We start from the raw sequence: 19342 nt of genomic DNA on the forward strand, positions 1-19342 counted from the left end.
TCCACCTTGCCGGCAAGCTTGCCGAAGGCAACGACCGAACCGGTGAAGGTGACGGCGCCGATGAAGACGCCGAGGAAGACCTCGACCTTCATGATGGCCAGTTCTACCGGCGTCTTGTGGGCGAGGAGGGCGGAAAAGCCCGTCAGCAGAGAGCGTGCCGTCTCGTCGAGCGAGGCAATATGCGCTTCTTCGATATGGGCGTTGAAGCCAATGAAGACGGCGGCAAGGCCGACGAAGGAGTGAAGAGCGGCCACAAGCTGCGGCATTTCGGTCATCTGCACGCGGCTGGCGACGAAATAGCCGAGAACGGCACCACCGGCGAGCATCAGCAGCACGATGAACCAATTGCCGACATCGGGTCCGAAGACGGTTGCGGCGACGGCAAGGCCCATGCCTGTAATGCCGTACCAGACGGCGCGTTTGGCGCTTTCCTGGCCGGAGAGGCCGCCAAGCGACAGGATGAAAAGAACGGCTGCGGCAACATAGGCCGCGGAAACGATACCAATGGTCATTTATTTAAATCCCCGCACACTCAGGATTTCTGGAACATGGCGAGCATGCGCCGTGTCACGAGGAAACCGCCGACGATGTTGATCGTCGCGATCAGGACGGAAAGCGAGGCAAGGATCACCACCAGCCAGTTGCTGGAGCCGATCTGCAGCAGCGCGCCCAGAATGACGATGCCGGAAATGGCATTCGTCACCGCCATTAGCGGCGTGTGCAGCGAGTGGCTGACATTCCAGATGACCTGGAAACCGATGAAGCAGGCGAGCACGAAGACGATGAAGTGGCTCATGAAGCTTGCCGGGGCGAAGAGACCGACGAGAAGCAGCAGTGCCGTGCCGATGACGAGCAGTCCGACCTGGCTTTTGGTCTGCGCCTTGAATTCGACCCGTTCCTTGGCGTGCTTTTCCTCGGGCGTGAGCTCTCGTGCGCGTTCCTTCGGCTTCTGCGCGGCAATCGCCTGGATTTTCGGCGGCGGCGGCGGGAAGGTTATCTCGCCCTGATAGGTGACGGTCGCGCCACGGATGACATCGTCTTCCATGTTGTGAACCGGCTTGCCGTCTTTTCCGGGCGTCAGATCGGTCATCATGTGACGGATGTTGGTGGAATAGAGCGTCGAGGCCTGCGCCGCCATGCGGCTCGGGAAATCCGTGTAGCCGATGACGATGACGCCATTGTCGGAAACGACACGGCTGTCGGGAACCGTCAGGTCGCAATTTCCGCCGCGCTCGGCTGCAAGATCGATGATGACGGAACCCGGCTTCATGGCGGCCACCATGTCAGCGAGCCACAGCTTCGGGGCGTCACGGCCGGGGATCAGCGCCGTGGTGATGACGATATCCATCTGCGGGGCCAGTTCGCGGAATTTCTCCAGCTGCTTCTCGCGGAATTCCTGCGAGGAGGGGGCGGCGTAACCGCCGGTGGCTGCGCCATCCTGCTGCTCGGCGAAATCGAGATAGACGAACTCAGCGCCCATGGATTCGATCTGTTCGGCCACTTCAGGGCGCACGTCGAAGGCATAGGTAATCGCGCCCAGCGAGGTGGCCGTGCCGATGGCGGCAAGACCGGCAACGCCGGCGCCGATGACCAGAACCTTGGCGGGCGGCACCTTGCCGGCGGCGGTGACCTGACCGGTGAAGAAGCGGCCGAAGTTATTACCGGCCTCGATCACCGCACGATAACCGGCAATATTGGCCATGGAGGACAAGGCATCCATCTTCTGGGCGCGGGAAATGCGCGGCACCATGTCCATGGCGATGACATTCGCGCCGGAGGCGCGACATGTCTCAAGCAATTCCGCATTTTGGGCGGGATAGAAGAAAGAGATGAGGGTCTTTGCGGAGGCGAGATGGCTCGCCTCCGCATCGCTCGGCGGTCGCACCTTCACGACGATGTCAGACGCTGAAATGACAGCCGCCGCATCGGTTACGACCGTGACACCCACCTCGCGGTAGGAGTCGTCCGAAAAGCCCGCTGCTCGGCCAGCGCCTGTTTCGATTGAACATTCAAATCCGAGTTTGCGAAGCTGTGTCGCACTGTCCGGTGTCATCGCAACGCGCGATTCTCCGGCCACGGTCTCTTTAAGAGCTCCGATCCTCATTCTCTCCCCTCCCGGCGATTGTCAGCAGTCAGCAGCCCGCTCGACGATGGTGCGCATCACTTCGTCGGCGTCTTTTTTCCACCAGTTGTTTTCGGAGAAAATCTCCACTTCGTTCAGGCCTTTGAAGCCGTTCGCTTCAACTCGCTTGCGAAGCATCGGAATGTCGATGATTCCGTCTCCCATCATCCCTCTGTCGAGAAGAAGGTCGTTGGTCGGCACGAGCCAGTCGCAGATATGGAAAGCCATGAGGCGATCCGGCCCTGCCCTGTCGATCTGCTCTTCGACCTCGGGATCCCACCAGACGTGATAGACATCCACGGCTAGACCGATGCCCGGTCCCAATCTGTCGCAGATGTCCAACGCCTGCCGCATAGTGTTCACGCATGCGCGATCCGCCGCATACATGGGATGCAGTGGCTCAATGGCGATTTTCACGCCGACATTGCGCGCATATTCGAGCGAACGCTCGAGTCCTTCTTCGACGATCTTCCTGGCACCCGCGATATCCCTGGAACCGGGCACAAGTCCGCCCACGACCATCACCAGGCACTCAGCCCCAATCGTGGCCGCGTCGTCGATCGCCTTTTTGTTGTCGTCGAGCGTCTTCTGGTCGAGCGGGTTGGCGACAGTGTACCAGCCGCCACGGCACAGACCCGAGACCGAAAGCCCGGCATCGCGAATAAGCTTGGCGGCATTCTTGGCTCCCAGCTCATCGAGCTTGTCACGCCACGGCGATATGCCGCCGAAGCCGTGACGTGCGCAACCTTCGATAGCCTGGCGGAGGTCCCACTGCGCCCTTACGGTCGCAGTGTTCAGAGACAAATGTTGAGCGTTCAGCATTTCACACACCAATCCCGGATGTCGCCAACACGCGTGAAGCGCGCTTCGCAGCCTTGTCCGGATCGTCGAAGAGACCGGCATTGCTACCCAGACGAACGATATCCGCAAGATGCTGCGCAGAACGCGTGCTCTGCTGACCACCGAGCATCGTGAAGTGGTCCTGATGTCCGTTTAGGTAGGCCATGAACACAACACCAGTCTTGTAGAAGCGCGTGGGAGCCTTGAAGATGTGACGGGACAATGGAACCGTCGGATCGAATGCAGCGCTGTAAGCTGCCTTGTCACCATTGTTCAGAGCCGTCAGCGCCTGGGCCGCCGCTGTTGCGATCGGATCGAAGATGCCGAGAAGCGCGTGGCTGTAGCCCTGCTCGTCTCCCGCAATCAGTTCAGGATAGTTAAAGTCGTCTCCCGTGTACATCCGCACGCCCGGAGGCAGACGGCGACGCATAGAGACTTCCTTCTCAGCCGACAGAAGCGAAATCTTGATACCGTCGACCTTGGACGCATTGTCAGCCATCACGCTCAGGCAGGTATCCATCGCCGCAGTGTGGTCCTTGTTCCCCCAATACCCTTCAAGAGCCGGATCGAACATTTCTCCCAGCCAGTGGAGGATCGCAGGCTCCTTTAAGGATCCGAGGACATGTGAATAGACCTTGTGGTAATCGTCCGGTGATTTCGCCACTTTTGCAAGAGCACGGGAGGCCATGAGGATAATCCGGCCGCCAGCCGCTTCGACTGCCTCGCACTGGTGCTCGTAGGCAGCGATCACATCCTCCAGCGTGATGCTGTCGGAAGGAGCGAGATGGTCTGTTCCAGCGCCACAGGCAACAAGATGTCCGCCTGCATTCGCCAAGGAGACGCTTCGTTGGATCAGTTCGAGGGATGTCGGCCAATCCATGCCCATACCGCGCTGAGCAGTATCCATGGCTTCGGCAACGCCAAATCCCTTCGACCAGAGATGCTCGCGAAACGCGAGAGTCCTGTCCCAATCGACCGCGCAGTCAAGCCATGGATCATTGTCGGCAAATGGATCGACGACGACGTGAGCTGCAGCATAGGCTATGCGGTTCCAGTCGCCGGTGGGTCCGGCGACTACTGGTGATCCGATCTCAAAAGTCTCGAGCCCACCATCTTTTGTAGGAAGGATAACTGAAGCCATGATCAGAGCCCCAGGTCTTCGATGTCGATCCAGCGACGCTCGCGGGCGCTCTGGTATCCGGCTTCTGCGAGTTGCACGCCTTTTGCGCCTTCGGCGAGCGTGTAGCGCCATTCGCCATCTTCGAGAACATGTCGCAGAAACTGCTCCCACTGCACCTTAAAGCCGTTATCAAGCGGTACATTGTCCGGAACCTCTTCCCAGCCTTCGTAGAAGTTGAGCGGCTGCGCCACGTCAGGATTCCAGACTGGCTTTGGCGTATTGATTCGATGCTGGCTGTAGCACTTTTGCAAGCCAGCGACAGCAGAACCATGCGTGCCGTCGATCTGGAACGTGACGAGATCGTCACGGCGGACGCGCGTGCACCAACTCGAATTGATATGTGCGACGATGTCGCCTTCGAGCATGAAAGTTGCGTAGGCTGCATCGTCGGCCGTGGCCTTGTATTCCTTACCCTGCTCGTCCCAACGCTTGTCGATATGCGTAGCAGTCGTGCAGCTTACAGACTTCACCGGAGCGATGACGTTATCGAGCACGTAGCGCCAGTGGCAAAGCATGTCGGAAACCATGCCACCGCCATCAGCCGCACGGTAGTTCCAGCTTGGGCGCTGCGCGGGGAGGTAGTCACCCTCAAACACCCAATAGCCGAACTCACCCTTCACCGAGAGAATTTTACCGAAGAAACCACTGTCGCGCAGTCGCTTCAACTTCACGAGGCCAGGAAGGTCGAGCTTGTCGTGAACGATGCCGTTCTTAACGCCTTTTGCGGTTGCGTACTTGGCGATCTCGATCGCCTCCTCGAGCCCTTCCGAGATCGGCTTTTCGGAATAGACGTGCTTTCCGGCATCGATCGCCTTGCGCAGCAATGTCGGACGCAGCTTGGTGGATGCCGCATCGAAGAAGATTTCATTGTAGGGATCAGCCAGAGCCGCATCGAGATCGGTCGTCCAACGCTCGACATTGTGGGTCTTGGCAAGACGTTCAATCTTTGCGCTGTCGCGGCCGACGATGATCGGATCAGGCACCACGCGGCTACCATCCGACAGCACGACACCGCCCTGATTTCTGATCGCCAGCACTGAACGAATGAGATGTTGGTTCATACCCATACGGCCAGTCACGCCGTGCATTACAATGCCAATTTTCCTGTCGTTAGCCATATTTAGCCTCCCGCTCGACGGTCACCCGTCCTTCATTTGTTACCTCAGAAATTTAATTCACCATTTGGAGAATTGAGGATCTTATTGCAGACCTCGGACGGTTTGGCAAGTTGACAATTCATCATCCGGTGAATTATTTGACAGACATCGACGCAGACCGCCCCGAGGGGTAACTATGATGATGTGTCGGCCCACTGCCGTATGATCGTGAGCTCTGACGAAGGAAGCCGATCGACGCGCCAAAACAAAGGTAGGAGGAGTCGCGATGAACCTGGAAAATCCCCGCAAAGATAGCTCGACCATGATCGACGGATGGACGCACATCTTTCCCGAACAGTACTTCGAGAAGATCAAATCGATCTCAACGGCCGCCGGGCCACTTAAACGCTGGGTAACGTTAAAGCCTCTGTTTGACCTCGGAGAGCGTTTCAGGCTGATGGACAAATTCGAGGGCTATCAGCAGATTCTCACGCCTTCCATGCCAGCTTTCGACGAGATCGCAGACGCGCCAGAGGCAGCATCACTCGCCAGACTGATGAACGACGGCCTAGCCGATCTCGTACAACGCTTCCCCGGACGGTTCCCTTATTTCGTGGCTGGCATTTCGCTCGAAGATGAGACCGCTGCTATTGCGGAAATCGATAGAGCCATAGGTCTGGGAGCAATTGGTTTCCAGCTTCCCACCCACGTTCGGGGCGTTGCACTCGATCATGAAAAGTTCGTTGGCATATGGGATGCTCTTGCAGCCACGGGTCGCCCGGTTTGGCTTCATCCCATCAAAGGTCCCACTGCGGACTATCCTACGGAAGAGAAATCGAAATTCGAAATCTGGTGGTGCTTCGGCTGGCCGTATGAGTCTACGGTGGCCATGTCGAGACTTGCGATGTCAGGTCTGTTCGACCGTCACCCGCATCTTCGTATCATCACGCATCACATGGGCGGCATGATTCCATTTTTTTCAGGTCGAATCGAGCAAGGTCTAGGCCTTGAGATGGGATCGCGCACACCGCCATCGGATGCGCATCTGCTTCCCGGAGAGTTGAAGCATCCCGTGATGAAGTATTTCAAGGCATTCTACGGCGATACGTCGCTTTCCGGTGCAGCGAATGCGCTTCAATGTGGAATTGATTTCTTCGGCCTGAAGCACGTCGTTTTCGCTACCGACTTCCCATTTGATGCGGAAGGTGGCTCCTACCTCATCCGCGAGACGCTGAAGTCATTGCACACCGCCGGAATGTCACAGGAGCAGATCACATTGATCGGCCACAATAACATCAAGGCACTCGCAACAGTTTCGTTCGAGTCGCAACTCTAGTTCCATCGCCCTCTGAACTCTCAGCTCAGGGGGCGAATGCGAAATTTCTGGCTTATTGGTTTGGCAACCAGCGTGACGTGACAGGATTAGGGCGCTATCTGCGGAACTGATGTGACAGGATACCTCGATTACTTCAGAATCGTGAGCGTTTCGTTTCGTATGCCGGTTCTGCCGTCCGCGACACTCTTGTATTCAAACCGCAATCGGCCCGCCTTAGCGTCTGATGACTTCGCGAGATCCTCTTGACCATGGTCTGCAGCTCGCCCGGTGACGAAGCCATCATCGAGAGCGTCACTGCTGTCGCCTGCGCCTTACTCGCTCGCGCCAGGTTTTCCTCAATTTCTTTGACCTTCTTCTCGTCGTCGATCTGGCGTTGACTAAGATCCGCAAGCTTTTGCTTGAGCTGGCGGTCACTCACCGTTTTTTCAAGGTGCGCCGTTACAGTGCCAAGTGCCGCAAGGCAACTTCACTTGATCATCGGCCGGCAATCCTGAACTGCCTGCCGCCATTCTGTTCTCCGAGTTTTTTTAACGGCAAGGTAGAGAACACCTGTAACCTACTCGATCGAAAGATAGCTTTCGATCAGTCCCATATCCTTGGCAAGATGCAGGCTTCTACCGACATGATAACTTTCATCCGCCTTGAAGTAGTGCAAAGACAGCTTGTCCTCTTCCGCCCAAATCGCGACGGTTTTTATCCTCAGCTCATTCACCGCCCGGAATGCACGGGTCGCGATCTCCGATCCTTTGGCGACAAGTAGTTTCTTCATGACCATTTCGGAACCCAGTTTGTGACATTATTGATTAGGGGAGAGAGTTGATTTCAAAACACAACCCGACCGGACGTTGAAACGCCCGCCCAATTCTCAAAAACTTGCAGTTGCTTATTCACCTAATGGTGAATAGAGTCTACCAAAAACACAGACTGAACGATGTGCATGGCTCCGATATCCCACGGATCAAGCCCTCGCGATTGCTCAATTGGATCTTTTGAGTAAAATCACGCCGCTAAAGGCGGACGATCACGGTTTCGAAAGCGATGTGAGATGGCCAAGCATGATACTTTTGAAGGCAACATGTGAAAGGCCAAAGCATCCATGGCTCGACGAAAATTAATTGAATCTCTGCCTGATGAGGCAGTATCGACGGACGCGTTTACGAAATTCCGAGACGCTGACCGTTCAAAGAAACTAATTCTCGAAGTCGCTGGCAGTGAGTTCGCGGAGCATGGATTGGGCGGTGCCCGGATGGCGCGAATTGCCGAACGGGCGAACATCGACAAAAAGCTAATCTTCTACTATTTCGACAACAAGGAACGCCTCTACACGGAGGTTCTTGCCGAAGCGTACGCGAAGATTCGCCAGGCAGAGTCGGAACTGCACCTCTCCGAACTGGAGCCGTCAGAGGCGGTCTGTCGTCTCGCCGAGTTCACATGGAACTACTACGTCGACAATCCCGAATTCATCACATTCCTCAACAGCGAAAACCTCCATCGTGCACGTCACATTCGTGACTTCCCTAATATTCGCGATTTAAACTCCCCCCTTATCTCGATGCTTGATGCGATCCTGAAACGCGGCGCGGAGGAAGGGAAGTTCAAGCAAGACGTCGACCCTATTCAGCTTTACATTTCGATCGCTGCTCTCTCGTATTTCTACCTCTCCAACAACTTCACGCTTTCGGCCATATTTGGAAGGGACTTGCTATCTCCCGATGCCAGGGCTGAAAGGCTGGATCATATAAAACAAATCGTACTGAGTTACGTGACGCTTTAATCGGCATTATCTTTTACTAACTGTTTGTGAGCGCACCCAGCAATCATCTGCAGATACAGCTCGAAGCGCATCTGCATGTCTCTGGTTGGGATGGAGCAAAGGCTGGGTACTACCAAGATCTGAAAGAAGTTGTTCGATAGGCAGTAGGCCAGAGAACTGATTGTAAGATGGAGATAAACCGGGTCCAGCTCGTTCCTGAACACGCCGAGGGATACACCTCTTTCGACCATGTTCCGAAACTCTAGCGACAATGCCGAACGAGCGCTCTGTGAGGCATCCAGGGCGGGACGATAACTCTCTTGTTTGTCTCTTCCGCCGTACAGGATCGCGACTTCTTCTGGGTGGGTTTGGCAAAAATTCCACTTACGTTCAGCAAAGGTCTCTAGCGCATTCAAAGGACTCATGTGGTCCAAACCCATTCCTTCCTCTGCGGCGGCAGAGGCAAGCTGAGCGTCGCTAACCACTCTCTCAAAAAGAGTGTCTTTGTTGCCAAAGTACTCGTAAATCATTCGCTTATTGACCTTTGCCATAGCGGCGATCAAATCCACCCGCGCTCCAGCCACCCCATGTCCGGCGAATTCGGTGCGCGCCGACAACAGGATTCGGGCTTTCGTCGATGTGGCGTCACGTGAACTGTTCTCAATCAAAACTCTATCTCTCAGGACACCACAGGTCTTGCTACGCTCGAGTGCTGTTTCTGATAATCTTCTTCCATCATGAAGTGTCCGCCTATTTTTATGGATACCTTATGCATCAAAGCACTCAACAGCAGAAGGTGCGGGGAAATACGCGCTACAATTGGCGCGATCATGCGGCGTTGTAAATCAAGTGTATTCCCAAGACAAAGAGGGGCACATTCCACAGACCCAGCGCCCTGAGCACAGTTTATTCCTCTTCCTCGTCGACCTCTACCACCAAGATGTCGTCCTGAACTCCCTTTTGGCTGAGTAACCCCGCATGCTCCAGCGCCTCGATATCCGGAAGATCGCGCAGCGTCTGCATCCCGAAGGTGGAGAGGAATAATTTCGTCGTGACATAGGTATAAGGCGCGCCGGGTGCCGGCCTGCGCGGACCGGAGGCTATGAAGCCGGCGCCACGCAAATTGCCGATGGTGTCGCGACTGACTTCCTTGCCAAAAATCTTCGATAGCTCGCTGCGGGTGACGGGCTGGAAATAACCCACCGCCATCAGCACCATGGCCTCGAACTCCGACAGCGCCGCTGCGCCGCCCCTTGTCGGCGCCGACGAAGCCTGGATCGTTTCGGCGAACCGCGGTCGGGTGCGGTGCTGCCAGCCACCGGCGACCGACACCAGTTCGTAGGGCCGGGAACTGAGTTCCTCGATGAGATCGTCGATGAGCAGATCGATGCTACAATCTTTTCCCACCACCCGCGCCAGCGTCTCGCGGGAAACCGGCTCGGCCGAGGCAAAAATCACCGCCTCGACTCGCACCATCCATTCCCGCCAGCGCAGCTCTGGCGGCAGATCCTCCAGCTCCCGATCGTAGAGGCGTTCGCCTCCCACACCTTTCTCGGGCCTCCGTTTGCTGCGAGTTGCGCTGGATCCGGCCATGGTCACAACCCAAAAATCCGGAAGGAGGACCGGCCGGAGAGCTCGCGCACCGCCTCAAAACCTTCGAGCCGCTCGAACAGTCGCGTCGCCGCCCAGCGCGACAGGGTACTGCCGGGCGCCGAGGCTGGCTCGGCATCCTCGTTGAGCAATTTGCGGATCACCGGCTCGGCGCCCTTGGTGCGCAGTTTTGGCGCCACGGCCAGCAACCGCAAGGCGCGACGATCAATCTCGGTGGCGGAGCGAAGGGCAGCATCGACCCCGTCGACCAGCGCCAGGCAGATCGCTTTTGGATAAGCCGGTTCGCCCGGCCGGACGCGGCCTCTTCCGCCGATCGTCCGAAACGCCGGGCCGTAGCGCTCGGGCAGCAGCAACGGCACAGGTTTCGGCCAGTTCAGTCTTCGGGAAAGCACGACGTCAGCCAGCCCGAGTGCCAACACCTCTGCATCCGGGCGAGCCGCGCAAATCGCTGTTATCAGGTCCGCCGCGACGAAAGGCGCCGCCCGCCCGGACTGGATCGCAGAATCGACCAGATCCGGGATCGAGGCAAGCCCCTCGTCCCAACGGAGGTCCAATAGATCGGCGATCTCCCTCACGAAGGGGGATCCCAGCGTGCCAGATCGACGCGACAGCAATCGCGTGGCCAAAAACAGCTTTCCGGCGGGGCCGGGGTCGTCACCGGCGGCGGTAAATAGGACGGCGTCTCGGATGGCGATTTCCTCCTCGCTGCGGCCGACCATTCTGGCAGCGATTGCAGCCGATTTCAGGGCAAGGCGATCGCGCCAGCAGCCGAGCCACGGCGGGTCGGCATGCATAAGATCGTCGAGCGATTTAAGGGCGATACCGGCAGCGAAGGCGGCGTCGGCTTCCGTCGGATCGCGGCCACGCGACAGCGCAAAAGCCGGCAGGCGGGGTGACCAGATCGAGGACGGTTCAGTGGCGGGCGAGAGCGAATCCATGCGGCGGAGCATAATCCATGCGCGCGGTTTATGCCAGCAATAGCGAGTGAAACCGCACATCGTGTAGACAACATAAAACGTCCGATAATCTTGCATTATCGGACGTTTTGCTCATTATAGAGAAATGGCCCAAATCATCGAGCAAAACAGCGAAATTCACGTCGATAAACACTCCGCGCCGTCTGTCAGCACCGGAGCCGAGCGTGATGTTTCCACGCCGCACGCGTCGGCTGAAACGATGCCCCTTTCCTCTCTCGTCGCCGACGACCGGACACCAGCCCATCTCGCCAGCCTCACTGAGCGAGCCCGCGGCTATGTCGAAGCCGCCAGCTCTGCCAACACGCGCAAAGCCTACGCCGCCGACTGGAAGCATTTTGCCGCCTGGTGCCGACGCTCCAATCTGGCTCCCCTCCCCCCGCATCCACAAACCGTCGGGCTTTACATTACTGCCTGCGCCTCCGGTGAAGCCGAGCGTGGTATGAAGGCAAACGCCGTATCTACGATCGAACGTCGCCTCTCGTCGTTGTCCTGGAACTACGCGCAGCGCGGTCTCATCCTCGATCGGAGGGATCGGCATATTGCCACCGTCATGGCCGGAATCCGCAATAGCCATGCGCGTCCGCCGGTGCAGAAGGAAGCGGCAGTGGCCAGCGATATCATCGCCATGATCGAAACCCTCGATCGCGGCACCCTCCGCGGCCTGCGCGACCGGGCAATGCTGCTGATCGGATACGCCGGCGGTCTGCGGCGTTCCGAGATCGTCGGTCTCGACCTCAAGGCTGATCAGACTGAAGAAGGCAGCGGCTGGATCGAGGTTCTCGACAAGGGCATCCTGGTAACGCTCCGCGGCAAAACCGGATGGCGCGAGGTCGAGATCGGGCGAGGCTCGTCGGATGCCACCTGCCCCGTCGTCGCGGTCGAAACCTGGATCAAGTTCGCCAAGATCGCCCATGGGCCCCTGTTTCGTCGCGTTACCGGACAGGGAAAGTCGGTTGGTGCTAACCGGTTGAACGACAAGGAGGTGGCCCGATTGGTGAAACGTACAGCGATGGCTGCCGGTGTTCGCGGCGATCTTGCCGAAATCGAACGGGCCTTTAAGTTCTCTGGACACTCTTTGCGTGCCGGCCTCGCCTCCTCTGCCGAGGTTGACGAGCGGTATGTCCAGAAACAACTTGGGCACGCCTCCGCGGAGATGACACGACGCTACCAGAGGCGGCGGGACCGTTTCAGGATCAATCTAACCAAGGCTGCCGGGCTCTAGTCGGCATCACTTAAGTCTACAGAGCCGGCGGTCAGACCTGACGATCCCGGCCCTGGCATCAGCAACCGGAGCTTCCTGTAATGACAGACGCCAAGACCCTGACAGCGGGTTTCGAAAATGCGGCCAGGGCGGCAGCTTTCGCGATCGCGCCAGAACGCGCCCAGGAGTTAGTGAACCTGATGGGTGGTGAGACGTGGTACTTGGACTTTGAAGAGGGACATGCGAATTTCACTGCCTATCCGGATTCCAAATCGATCGTGGGCGCCTATGCCGGGCTATTGAGCCTTTGGGCGACTGCTGCATCCGTCAGAGTGTTGATGATCGCTACGCAGACAGCCGCGGAACAAGATCTCACGCAGATCGTCATAGCGCCAGGTACCCCCGGCTTCGAAGCGATTGAATTCAAGAATGCAGCGCTCGCACTTATACGAAACGAGGCGTCAGCGTGGGTTGACCTTCCTGCGGATCCGGTTCCCACCGCCGACCTCTCGTCAGCAGACGGTTTGACAACCAATCTCTTTCTCGCTGCGCTGAGCGTCGTCATTCTTCACGAATGCGGGCATATCGCTCTCGGCCACCAGCCTTACACTACCCACCTCCACGAGCAGGAACACGAGGCCGATACTTGGGCTGTAGCTTGGATATTGAAAATGGCTCCCGCCAAGAACCATCGTGAATTTCGGATGTTGGCGATATGTGTTGCCTTCATCTGGATCGGCTTGATTGATGAGGTTCGTCGGGCCAGCACAACTCATCCGCCGGCCGCGCAGCGCCTGGGAAAAGCATTCGACGGCTTCGGCATTGCGCCCGAGGACAGTCTCGCGCTTGAAGTGAGCAGCTACGTCATCAAGGCATTTTTCGATCCGGCTACGGATATCCCGCAACCCGATGACGCACACAGTGCATTCGTTGATCAGCTCATCAGTTACTTGCGGAGCTCTTAGGACACGCTCGCCATCACTCAGAACCCAATAAGCGTTTGAGTGCCGTCGACGCAACTGCGTGGTTGAGCACGATCTCGTGCTATCCCGTCGGTCGGTCCGAGCCAAGCCAAAGGATCACTAGCTCCGACGGACACTATACCCTCGGCGGTGATCCTTGAACCAGTGGCGGTAACCAAGCGAACACGATGAAACTCGGCGTCATCTCCAAACGCGCGGCATAGGCTCTCATAAGAGATAGGACCATCAAGCCTGTCAATCGCTTGCTCTTACTCTGGCCGATCATAGAAAGGAAGGCTTGGCTGAATTATCGTCCCCTCCCCCTTCAACTGGTTGATGAGCCACAGGTTCAGCCCATCAACCTGATGAACTTCGATGTCAGCGACCGCCGGTGTGAGCGATACAACGACGATGTCGCTTCCCAAAGTCGGAGCATTTTGATTCCGCACCATGCCAACCAGATAAACTCGCCCGATCCTTGATCTCTGGCCGGATGTCAGATGAATCTCGACGCGCTCCCGATGTGGCTTCACACCGTCGCGCTCGATCTTGTACCATTCTACAAAGCCGCCGAAGGGATGCGCGAGAGGCGAATTCTGACTATTGGGTGGGAATGCACTTTCAAGAATGAGGGAGCGACTAGAGATGCTCTCTGCCAACTCCTCTGTCGTCGTGTCTGGCCAAAGGGACGATGGTTCACCCCGCTCCAGGACGCATCGGCTGTCAGCACCAAATCAAGTAGGAACTCAGCTCCACTCCCGGCGAAGAGACATCTCCCATAGTTTTGAGTCTCAGCGGTTACCGCCCCGCCTTATTCAAAGATGTCCTGCTGACAGTTGTAATCATTCAACACGCCGAGGATCGAGAGTTGCGGCACGTTCATTGACTGGAGGATCGCCTCCAGCATGGCGCGATCTATGCGGCGAGTTTCATCATAGGCGTTAAGATTTTCGATCCGTTCAAAAAACTCTGCCTAGAATTCCCGAGCCCTCGGCACCTCACCAGCATACGCCAGCATTCCCCCACCATGTGGCAATGTGATCGATTTGCGACCCAGTCGTCGAATGTGCCTGTTGTTCTCGGCTGGTGCGGTCTGGATTGTACCCAGCGACGGCAGCCAGACCGTTTGATCGGCCCCGTCATCGGCCTCAGCCCGGGAAATCAAAGTGTCAGCCAATAGATGGGGATCGGCAAGGGCGTTTAGGATTGCAATAGCTGTCAAGTTACTCGCGCCCGATTGTTTCTCCATGTCATTACTTGAGCGACAAAAGTCAGCCAGAGCCGGCTGGAACTACTAGGTAACTTCACTAGCAGAGAGTTAAATCGCGCGAAGGGCCTACAGCTGCCGCAAAAATCGCGGGCGCCTCGTTTCGAGCATCAACGTCCAGGTCAAGGTGATGTATACTCACCGCATGTATGGCAGCGGCCGTCGTGATTATCAGAATCGGCCCCGATCACGTTCCCCTTGCATCCATCCTCCGCACAAGCAACCCTTTCAACTACAAACGATGTTTCGCCCATGGCGCATCGGATTTGTTGATTGTCTGACCTCGAAATAAATGCGGTCTTCGCGGTTTCCCTGTCGAAATCGGACCAACCCGTCGTCGCTTCATCAAGGCAATTGAAACAAAGGTACCGGCGTCTTGATTTTTCTTCCCCGAAGACGGTCTTGAATTCCGACTTCGTGAACAGCTTGATGTTGTACTCCTGCTCGTACATTATGCCCGCGTGAACCGAAAAATGCTTCCCATCTGAGAAATAGGCCTTGCGTTCCTCTGTCGCAAAGTCGACGCGATCGCGAAGCCAGTTCCTCTCCGGCCACAGTTCGGAATAGATGGCGATCAGTGAGTGAAGCAGTTCGAACGGATCGAAACGCCTGTCACTGTGCCCAAGGTGAACAAACTTGTTCCTGAACCCTCGGATATCGTCATAGGTTTGCACAAACTGCGGAGTGAGTTTGCGCGGGCAGAAATTGTTGACTGCGGCGGGGAGATCCACCGCATCGATGGTTCGAAAGTCGGTAAATCTCAGGTCCGCCGACGGATTGACGTTCAGCTTGAGATCGTTGCCTATCAACAGAAGATAGGGGCTCACCTCACAAATCATGGCCTTCAATCCGAGTTTGTTGGAATGCTGAACGATAGAGAAGATCGACTGCATCTCGCTCTGGGCGGCAACCAGATAATGCTGCCATTCGTCCTTCCATGCGGACCCCTTGCCCCGGCCGAATCCCTCGAAAGTACGACTCAAAGTCGGACCAGATTTCAATCAAGGACGACCAAGCCGAGAAGTACAGTCTCAACGAAACGTCATTTAGCTCATCGGCAGTAGGGGCGCTTACGATCATATTCTTACCCTCTTGCTTTCGCCGTCTGCCGTGCCTATTGCGGTTCTTTCGCCCGTTCAACGCCGATAACCGACTGTAATTCATGACAAAATCACGAAAAAAAACGGCTGACAAGTCGCCGATCTGCCGAATGCGTGGTCGCCTCTCTTCAGACGACCTTGAGGCCGGACCCGGACCAGCGCGACCGCGATGCCATCAACCCGCCTTGCGAGACTCATCCCCGTTCGCCTTCAGCAGAGCCATCAGCATCGGTCCGAGCGAGAACTCACCGCGCTCCGAGCGCTTGGTCAAGTTACGCAAATAGCCGCCGGCGGAATTTATGAAGTTCGATCGCTCGAGAATGCACGCCATCGCCACGGCGGCATTTTCCGGTCCCATGGCATCGCAGGCCTCCTGGTACGCTGAGGGGCTGACCCCCAGCATCGAGCGAACCACTACCGCTGCGGCCATCAGTTCCCGCCAATGCGATATGGCGCCGCTCGGTCCATAATCGGCGATCTGCGGGCACGCTCGAATGACCATGCCAAGCGGAAATGATTTTGAGAGCTCAGCCTTCGTTGAAACCGCACGTTTCGTCTGCTCTTCCTGCCGTGCCTTCTCGCCCGGCTCGTTTCTAGAGCTAGGTTCAAGTTCATTGATAGATTCGGGTTTTGAATTCTGTATGTGCCGGTCATTTTGAATGGCATTGCCATGCATATTTTTGGGTTTTAGCTGCGTTTCCAGAAGGTTGAGCACCTCTTCCCGCAAAAGCTCCATTTCATCAAGGGTTGCTTCGACTTGTATTCTGTCGGGGTAGCGTGGGAGGCGGTCAAGGAGGCTCACATACATCGCCTCAACGGCTTGCCAGTCACCAGGCACACATTCCTCCACCGCCGCTGTGATCAGCTTGCGCACATCGCGTCTGCAGATGGTGAGAGCTTCCTTGGCCCTACGGAAACGCATCCGTTCGGCGGCGACGGCCTGAGCGACGGCCGCAAGCTCGGCCGCCCGAGCCAGCAGCGGCGCCAAATCGAAACCGTATGCCTGCTCGATTTCGCCGTCACGATTGCGATGCGCATAGCGTTTCCCGTTGGGACTGTCGCGACGCTGGATGAGCCCGGCCTCGACGAGAGCGCCGAGCTGTCGCCGGAGCGTTGTTTCTGTGATCCCATGTGCGCGGACTGACAACTGCGCATTTGAGGGGAACACCACCAACCCTCGCTCGGCGTTAAGCTGTGTTTCAGGATAGAACGTCAACAGCGCATCCAGAACGGCCAACGCTCTGTCTTGTAGGCCTAAGCGTTCGCGCGCCTCACAGACATCGCGAAACACTTTCCATTTTTCAACCCGGGGGCCTGGTGCCGCTTCCGCGACTTCCATCTGGCCTTTCACCAAGGCAAGCGTCATTGGCCGCCCCCCAAAGGGCGTTGATATATATCCTGTCTGCATTTCCCTCTCGCCTTTCTTAAGGCAAAAGAAGTCCGCTCACCAAATCGGTGCCAAAGACTCTTGACTGTGATTCCGGGAAATGCGATTCTCGATCTTGCTAAGGATAACGAGATTGGCTTCCACGGTTTACCGTTTGGGGGCCTTTTTCTTTTGCGGTTTAGTCTCCGTTGTTTTCCGGTTTTGACGCTCTGTATTCCTCGAACAAACGATCGAGCCGGCTCGAAAGCCAGTCACTGAAGGGCCTTGCCTCGACATTGGAAAGCTCGATCGCAACCCTCTTCGACTTGGCAGTCATGGCGAAATTCAGTGAGTTGTCACTCGAGGTCCATTCTTTCCCAGACGCGATGTTCTTCGGCTTCTTCGCCGATGATTTCACCTTGTATCGCTTCAGGTAGTCATGAAGGTTGTCGAACCTTGCTTCCTCGACGACGTCGAGAAACTCGGGGGCTGCGGCATAGTCGGACGCTGCCCTTAAAAGGGCAGGGGCGAGCAAAAGCTGACGCAGGCTCAACCACTTGTCGCGGCCGATTTTCTTGGAAGCGCCGAGCACCTTAACGATCTGGGCAGGGACCGCTTCGACGACGCTGAGCATCTTCGAAAGCAACGCCTCGTCAACAGAAAGAGAGGATCTCACGACGTCCTTCGCCAATCCGGACGCAATCAGGTTCTGGGCGAAGTATGCGCGCTCGATGAATGACAAGTTCGAACGCGCGGAGTTTTCCTGTCCCTGTGCGATCGCAGACGTGATGTCGTCCAGCTTCTTGACTACGGCCTTTACCGGTGTTCCAAGTTCCCGAGCGACCCTCAGGCGGCGATGGCCGAAAACGACCATATAGCGCTGCCCATCACCCGAACTTGGTCGGACAAGAATAGGGGTGTTCTGTCCTCCTTCTTTGATGGCCTGCTTGAGTTCTTCAAACTCCTCGCCATCATCGGAAAGACGGTCAGCAACGGAGGAAGCGTCAATCAACCGTGGATCCAACTCCACGATGACTTCGCCTTCCATGAGCTTCTTGGTATTCTCCGCCAGATCCTCGATAGACCGGACGACCGTCTTGGCGGCCCCCGTCATACCGTACCCTGCCTTTGTGGGGCTGTGGCTAGCGGAGATGGAAGCTATATCTAATTTTGCGAACGGATTTTCACGAGACATATCTGGCCTCCAGACTGGTCATCAACCGAGACAAGGCATTGAATAAGCTAATAAAAGTATACAGAAAAACGGCTGACAAGGTCATCACTTGCGCCCCCAAGCTCCATGGATCAGCTCCATGATTTCGCCATTTGCCGCATTCAGGCTCTCCATTGCGCGATCATAGGTCGATCGCACGAAATCGCCTCGTTCAACCTCATACAGGGTCTGCTTTTTGATGGACGCGTCGGAGATGGCTGTCGATTTCAAGACATGGTTTCGAAGCATTTGCTGAGCAAACATCGATTGCATGAAGCCTACCATCTGCGCCTGCGGGATATCTGTTGGTTCGAAGCGCGTGACGAGATAGCGGAACCATTCAACCCGGATTTCGGCACCTGCTTCGGCAACAGGGGTCATAATGCCGCCCAACATCATTAGGAACTGGCTCATCGACATAATGTCCAGCATCTGGGGGTGGATGGTAATGAGAATTCCGGTGGAGGCCATCAGCGCCGTGATCGTCAGATAGCCCAATTGCGGGGGGCAATCGATGACGACCACATCATACTTGTCGTCCACCGCCTTCAGCGCGTTGAGTATGCGCATGTAGAACAGCCGGCCATCGTCTCCCTTGCGCGAGGAAATGGCCAAGGGAACGTCATATTCGTACTCCTGCAGAACCAGGTTCGCGGGTACCACATCCAGGCCAGGTATGTTCGTCGGCTGGATAACGTCCGTGATCGACTTCCGCTCATCATCAAAACGCAGCGCCTCATAGAGCGACGCCGTATCGTCGAGTTCAGGCTGGATTCCAAAGAGTGACGTCAGCGATGCCTGGGGATCGAGGTCGATCGCCAGGACGCGGTGGCCGGTAAGGGCGAGATATTGCGCAAGGTGCGCGGCGGTCGTTGTTTTGCCGCTTCCGCCCTTGAAGTTGACCACCGACACGACCTGCATCGCCTCGCCATCGCGGCGCCGGGGAACGTAGTATCTCTTGTCGGATTTTTTGTTTGCCTCAAGATAGTCTCGAAGCTCCAACATCTGGTCGGCCGTATAGTAGCGTCGTCCACTCACCGATTCGATCTCGGGGCCCTTGCCCTCCGAATGAATTTGACGAAGATGGCTCTGAGTGACACCAATGAAGTCGGCAACTTCTCCAAGCTGGAACTTGCGCAATCCCTTACGAGCATCGGGCGGATATTGTTGACTGCGCAACATATGCAACGCACTTGAGATCTTTGCCCCTTGCTGAGCGATCTCGATATCAAATCGGTTGGGCTGCGACTGGCTCATTTTGCTAACTGTTTCTCAGAGGGCTTCATTTTCGAAAAAATGGCCATAACGCCATCAATT

18 protein-coding genes and 1 pseudogene are annotated in these 19342 nt (G+C 56.6%); 4 read left to right on the top strand and 15 right to left on the bottom strand.

Annotated features, from left to right (window positions below):
• The 5 genes from L901_RS06445 to L901_RS06465 all read right to left on the bottom strand — a co-directional run.
• A partial coding sequence (locus L901_RS06445; protein ID WP_197419694.1) for an NAD(P)(+) transhydrogenase (Re/Si-specific) subunit beta occupies positions 1-512 on the bottom strand: 512 nt, incomplete at its 3' end.
• 20 nt (positions 513-532) lie between these two features.
• Positions 533-2104, bottom strand: coding sequence for a Re/Si-specific NAD(P)(+) transhydrogenase subunit alpha (locus L901_RS06450; RefSeq protein WP_059754636.1), 1572 nt, complete (start codon positions 2102-2104; stop codon positions 533-535).
• Between the two features lie 21 nt (positions 2105-2125).
• The gene (locus L901_RS06455) at positions 2126-2944 is read right to left on the bottom strand and encodes a sugar phosphate isomerase/epimerase (protein WP_059754639.1); all 819 of its coding nucleotides are present in this window, start codon (positions 2942-2944) and stop codon (positions 2126-2128) included.
• Position 2945: 1 nt separating this feature from the next.
• On the bottom strand, positions 2946-4103 hold the full coding sequence (locus L901_RS06460; protein WP_059754642.1) for a dihydrodipicolinate synthase family protein: 1158 nt from the start codon (positions 4101-4103) through the stop codon (positions 2946-2948).
• 2 nt (positions 4104-4105) lie between these two features.
• A complete protein-coding gene (locus L901_RS06465) occupies positions 4106-5260 on the bottom strand; it encodes a Gfo/Idh/MocA family protein (protein ID WP_059754645.1) in 1155 nt (384 codons plus the stop codon).
• Positions 5261-5525: 265 nt separating this feature from the next.
• Here L901_RS06465 and L901_RS06470 point away from each other — a divergent pair, with 265 nt between their 5' ends.
• On the top strand, positions 5526-6575 hold the full coding sequence (locus L901_RS06470) for an amidohydrolase family protein (protein ID WP_059754648.1): 1050 nt from the start codon (positions 5526-5528) through the stop codon (positions 6573-6575).
• A gap of 133 nt (positions 6576-6708) precedes the next feature.
• Here the strand turns inward: L901_RS06470 and L901_RS06475 are convergent, their stop codons facing one another.
• Both L901_RS06475 and L901_RS06480 read right to left on the bottom strand, forming a co-directional pair.
• Positions 6709-6993, bottom strand: a complete 285-nt coding sequence (locus L901_RS06475; RefSeq protein WP_059754651.1) for a hypothetical protein — start codon at positions 6991-6993, stop codon at positions 6709-6711.
• Between the two features lie 141 nt (positions 6994-7134).
• A pseudogene (locus tag L901_RS06480) lies at positions 7135-7350 on the bottom strand (biotin carboxylase N-terminal domain-containing protein); the annotation flags it as partial.
• Between the two features lie 321 nt (positions 7351-7671).
• On the opposite strand from L901_RS06480, the gene L901_RS06485 reads away from it, so the two are divergent.
• Complete coding sequence (locus L901_RS06485; RefSeq protein ID WP_082710515.1) at positions 7672-8349, top strand: TetR/AcrR family transcriptional regulator; 678 nt, start codon at positions 7672-7674, stop codon at positions 8347-8349.
• Here the strand turns inward: L901_RS06485 and L901_RS06490 are convergent.
• The 3 genes from L901_RS06490 to L901_RS06500 all read right to left on the bottom strand — a co-directional run bounded on the left by L901_RS06490 (position 8346) and on the right by L901_RS06500 (position 10877).
• The gene (locus L901_RS06490) at positions 8346-8996 is read right to left on the bottom strand and encodes a TetR/AcrR family transcriptional regulator (protein ID WP_059754656.1); all 651 of its coding nucleotides are present in this window, start codon (positions 8994-8996) and stop codon (positions 8346-8348) included. The genes L901_RS06485 and L901_RS06490 overlap by 4 nt on opposite strands.
• A gap of 238 nt (positions 8997-9234) precedes the next feature.
• The gene (locus tag L901_RS06495; protein ID WP_059754658.1) at positions 9235-9921 is read right to left on the bottom strand and encodes an SMC-Scp complex subunit ScpB; all 687 of its coding nucleotides are present in this window, start codon (positions 9919-9921) and stop codon (positions 9235-9237) included.
• A gap of 2 nt (positions 9922-9923) precedes the next feature.
• Positions 9924-10877 (bottom strand): DUF1403 family protein, encoded by a 954-nt coding sequence (locus tag L901_RS06500; protein ID WP_059755036.1) that lies wholly within the window; start codon positions 10875-10877, stop codon positions 9924-9926.
• 124 nt (positions 10878-11001) lie between these two features.
• Here L901_RS06500 and L901_RS06505 point away from each other — a divergent pair, with 124 nt between their 5' ends.
• Positions 11002-12138 carry a site-specific integrase gene (locus L901_RS06505; RefSeq protein WP_059754660.1) on the top strand — a complete coding sequence of 379 codons (1137 nt, stop codon included), beginning with the start codon at positions 11002-11004 and terminating at the stop codon, positions 12136-12138.
• A gap of 80 nt (positions 12139-12218) precedes the next feature.
• Positions 12219-13082 (top strand): phage exclusion protein Lit family protein, encoded by an 864-nt coding sequence (locus L901_RS06510; protein ID WP_059754661.1) that lies wholly within the window; start codon positions 12219-12221, stop codon positions 13080-13082.
• Positions 13083-13348: 266 nt separating this feature from the next.
• Here the strand turns inward: L901_RS06510 and L901_RS06515 are convergent, their stop codons facing one another.
• The 5 genes from L901_RS06515 to repA form a co-directional block, all read right to left on the bottom strand.
• Positions 13349-13738 carry a hypothetical protein gene (locus L901_RS06515; RefSeq protein WP_059754665.1) on the bottom strand — a complete coding sequence of 130 codons (390 nt, stop codon included), beginning with the start codon at positions 13736-13738 and terminating at the stop codon, positions 13349-13351.
• 730 nt (positions 13739-14468) lie between these two features.
• Positions 14469-15347 (bottom strand): hypothetical protein, encoded by an 879-nt coding sequence (locus L901_RS06525; RefSeq protein ID WP_147401468.1) that lies wholly within the window; start codon positions 15345-15347, stop codon positions 14469-14471.
• Positions 15348-15621: 274 nt separating this feature from the next.
• Positions 15622-16854 (bottom strand): plasmid replication protein RepC, encoded by a 1233-nt coding sequence (gene repC, locus L901_RS06530; protein ID WP_059754674.1) that lies wholly within the window; start codon positions 16852-16854, stop codon positions 15622-15624.
• A 157-nt stretch (positions 16855-17011) separates the two neighbouring features.
• The gene (gene repB / locus L901_RS06535; RefSeq protein WP_059754677.1) at positions 17012-18007 is read right to left on the bottom strand and encodes a plasmid partitioning protein RepB; all 996 of its coding nucleotides are present in this window, start codon (positions 18005-18007) and stop codon (positions 17012-17014) included.
• An 84-nt stretch (positions 18008-18091) separates the two neighbouring features.
• A complete protein-coding gene (gene repA, locus L901_RS06540; RefSeq protein WP_059754680.1) occupies positions 18092-19282 on the bottom strand; it encodes a plasmid partitioning protein RepA in 1191 nt (396 codons plus the stop codon).
• Between the last annotated feature and the right edge of the window lie 60 nt (positions 19283-19342).

Source organism: Agrobacterium sp. D14, from assembly GCF_001526505.1.
Taxonomy (GTDB): Bacteria; Pseudomonadota; Alphaproteobacteria; order Rhizobiales; family Rhizobiaceae; genus Agrobacterium; species Agrobacterium leguminum.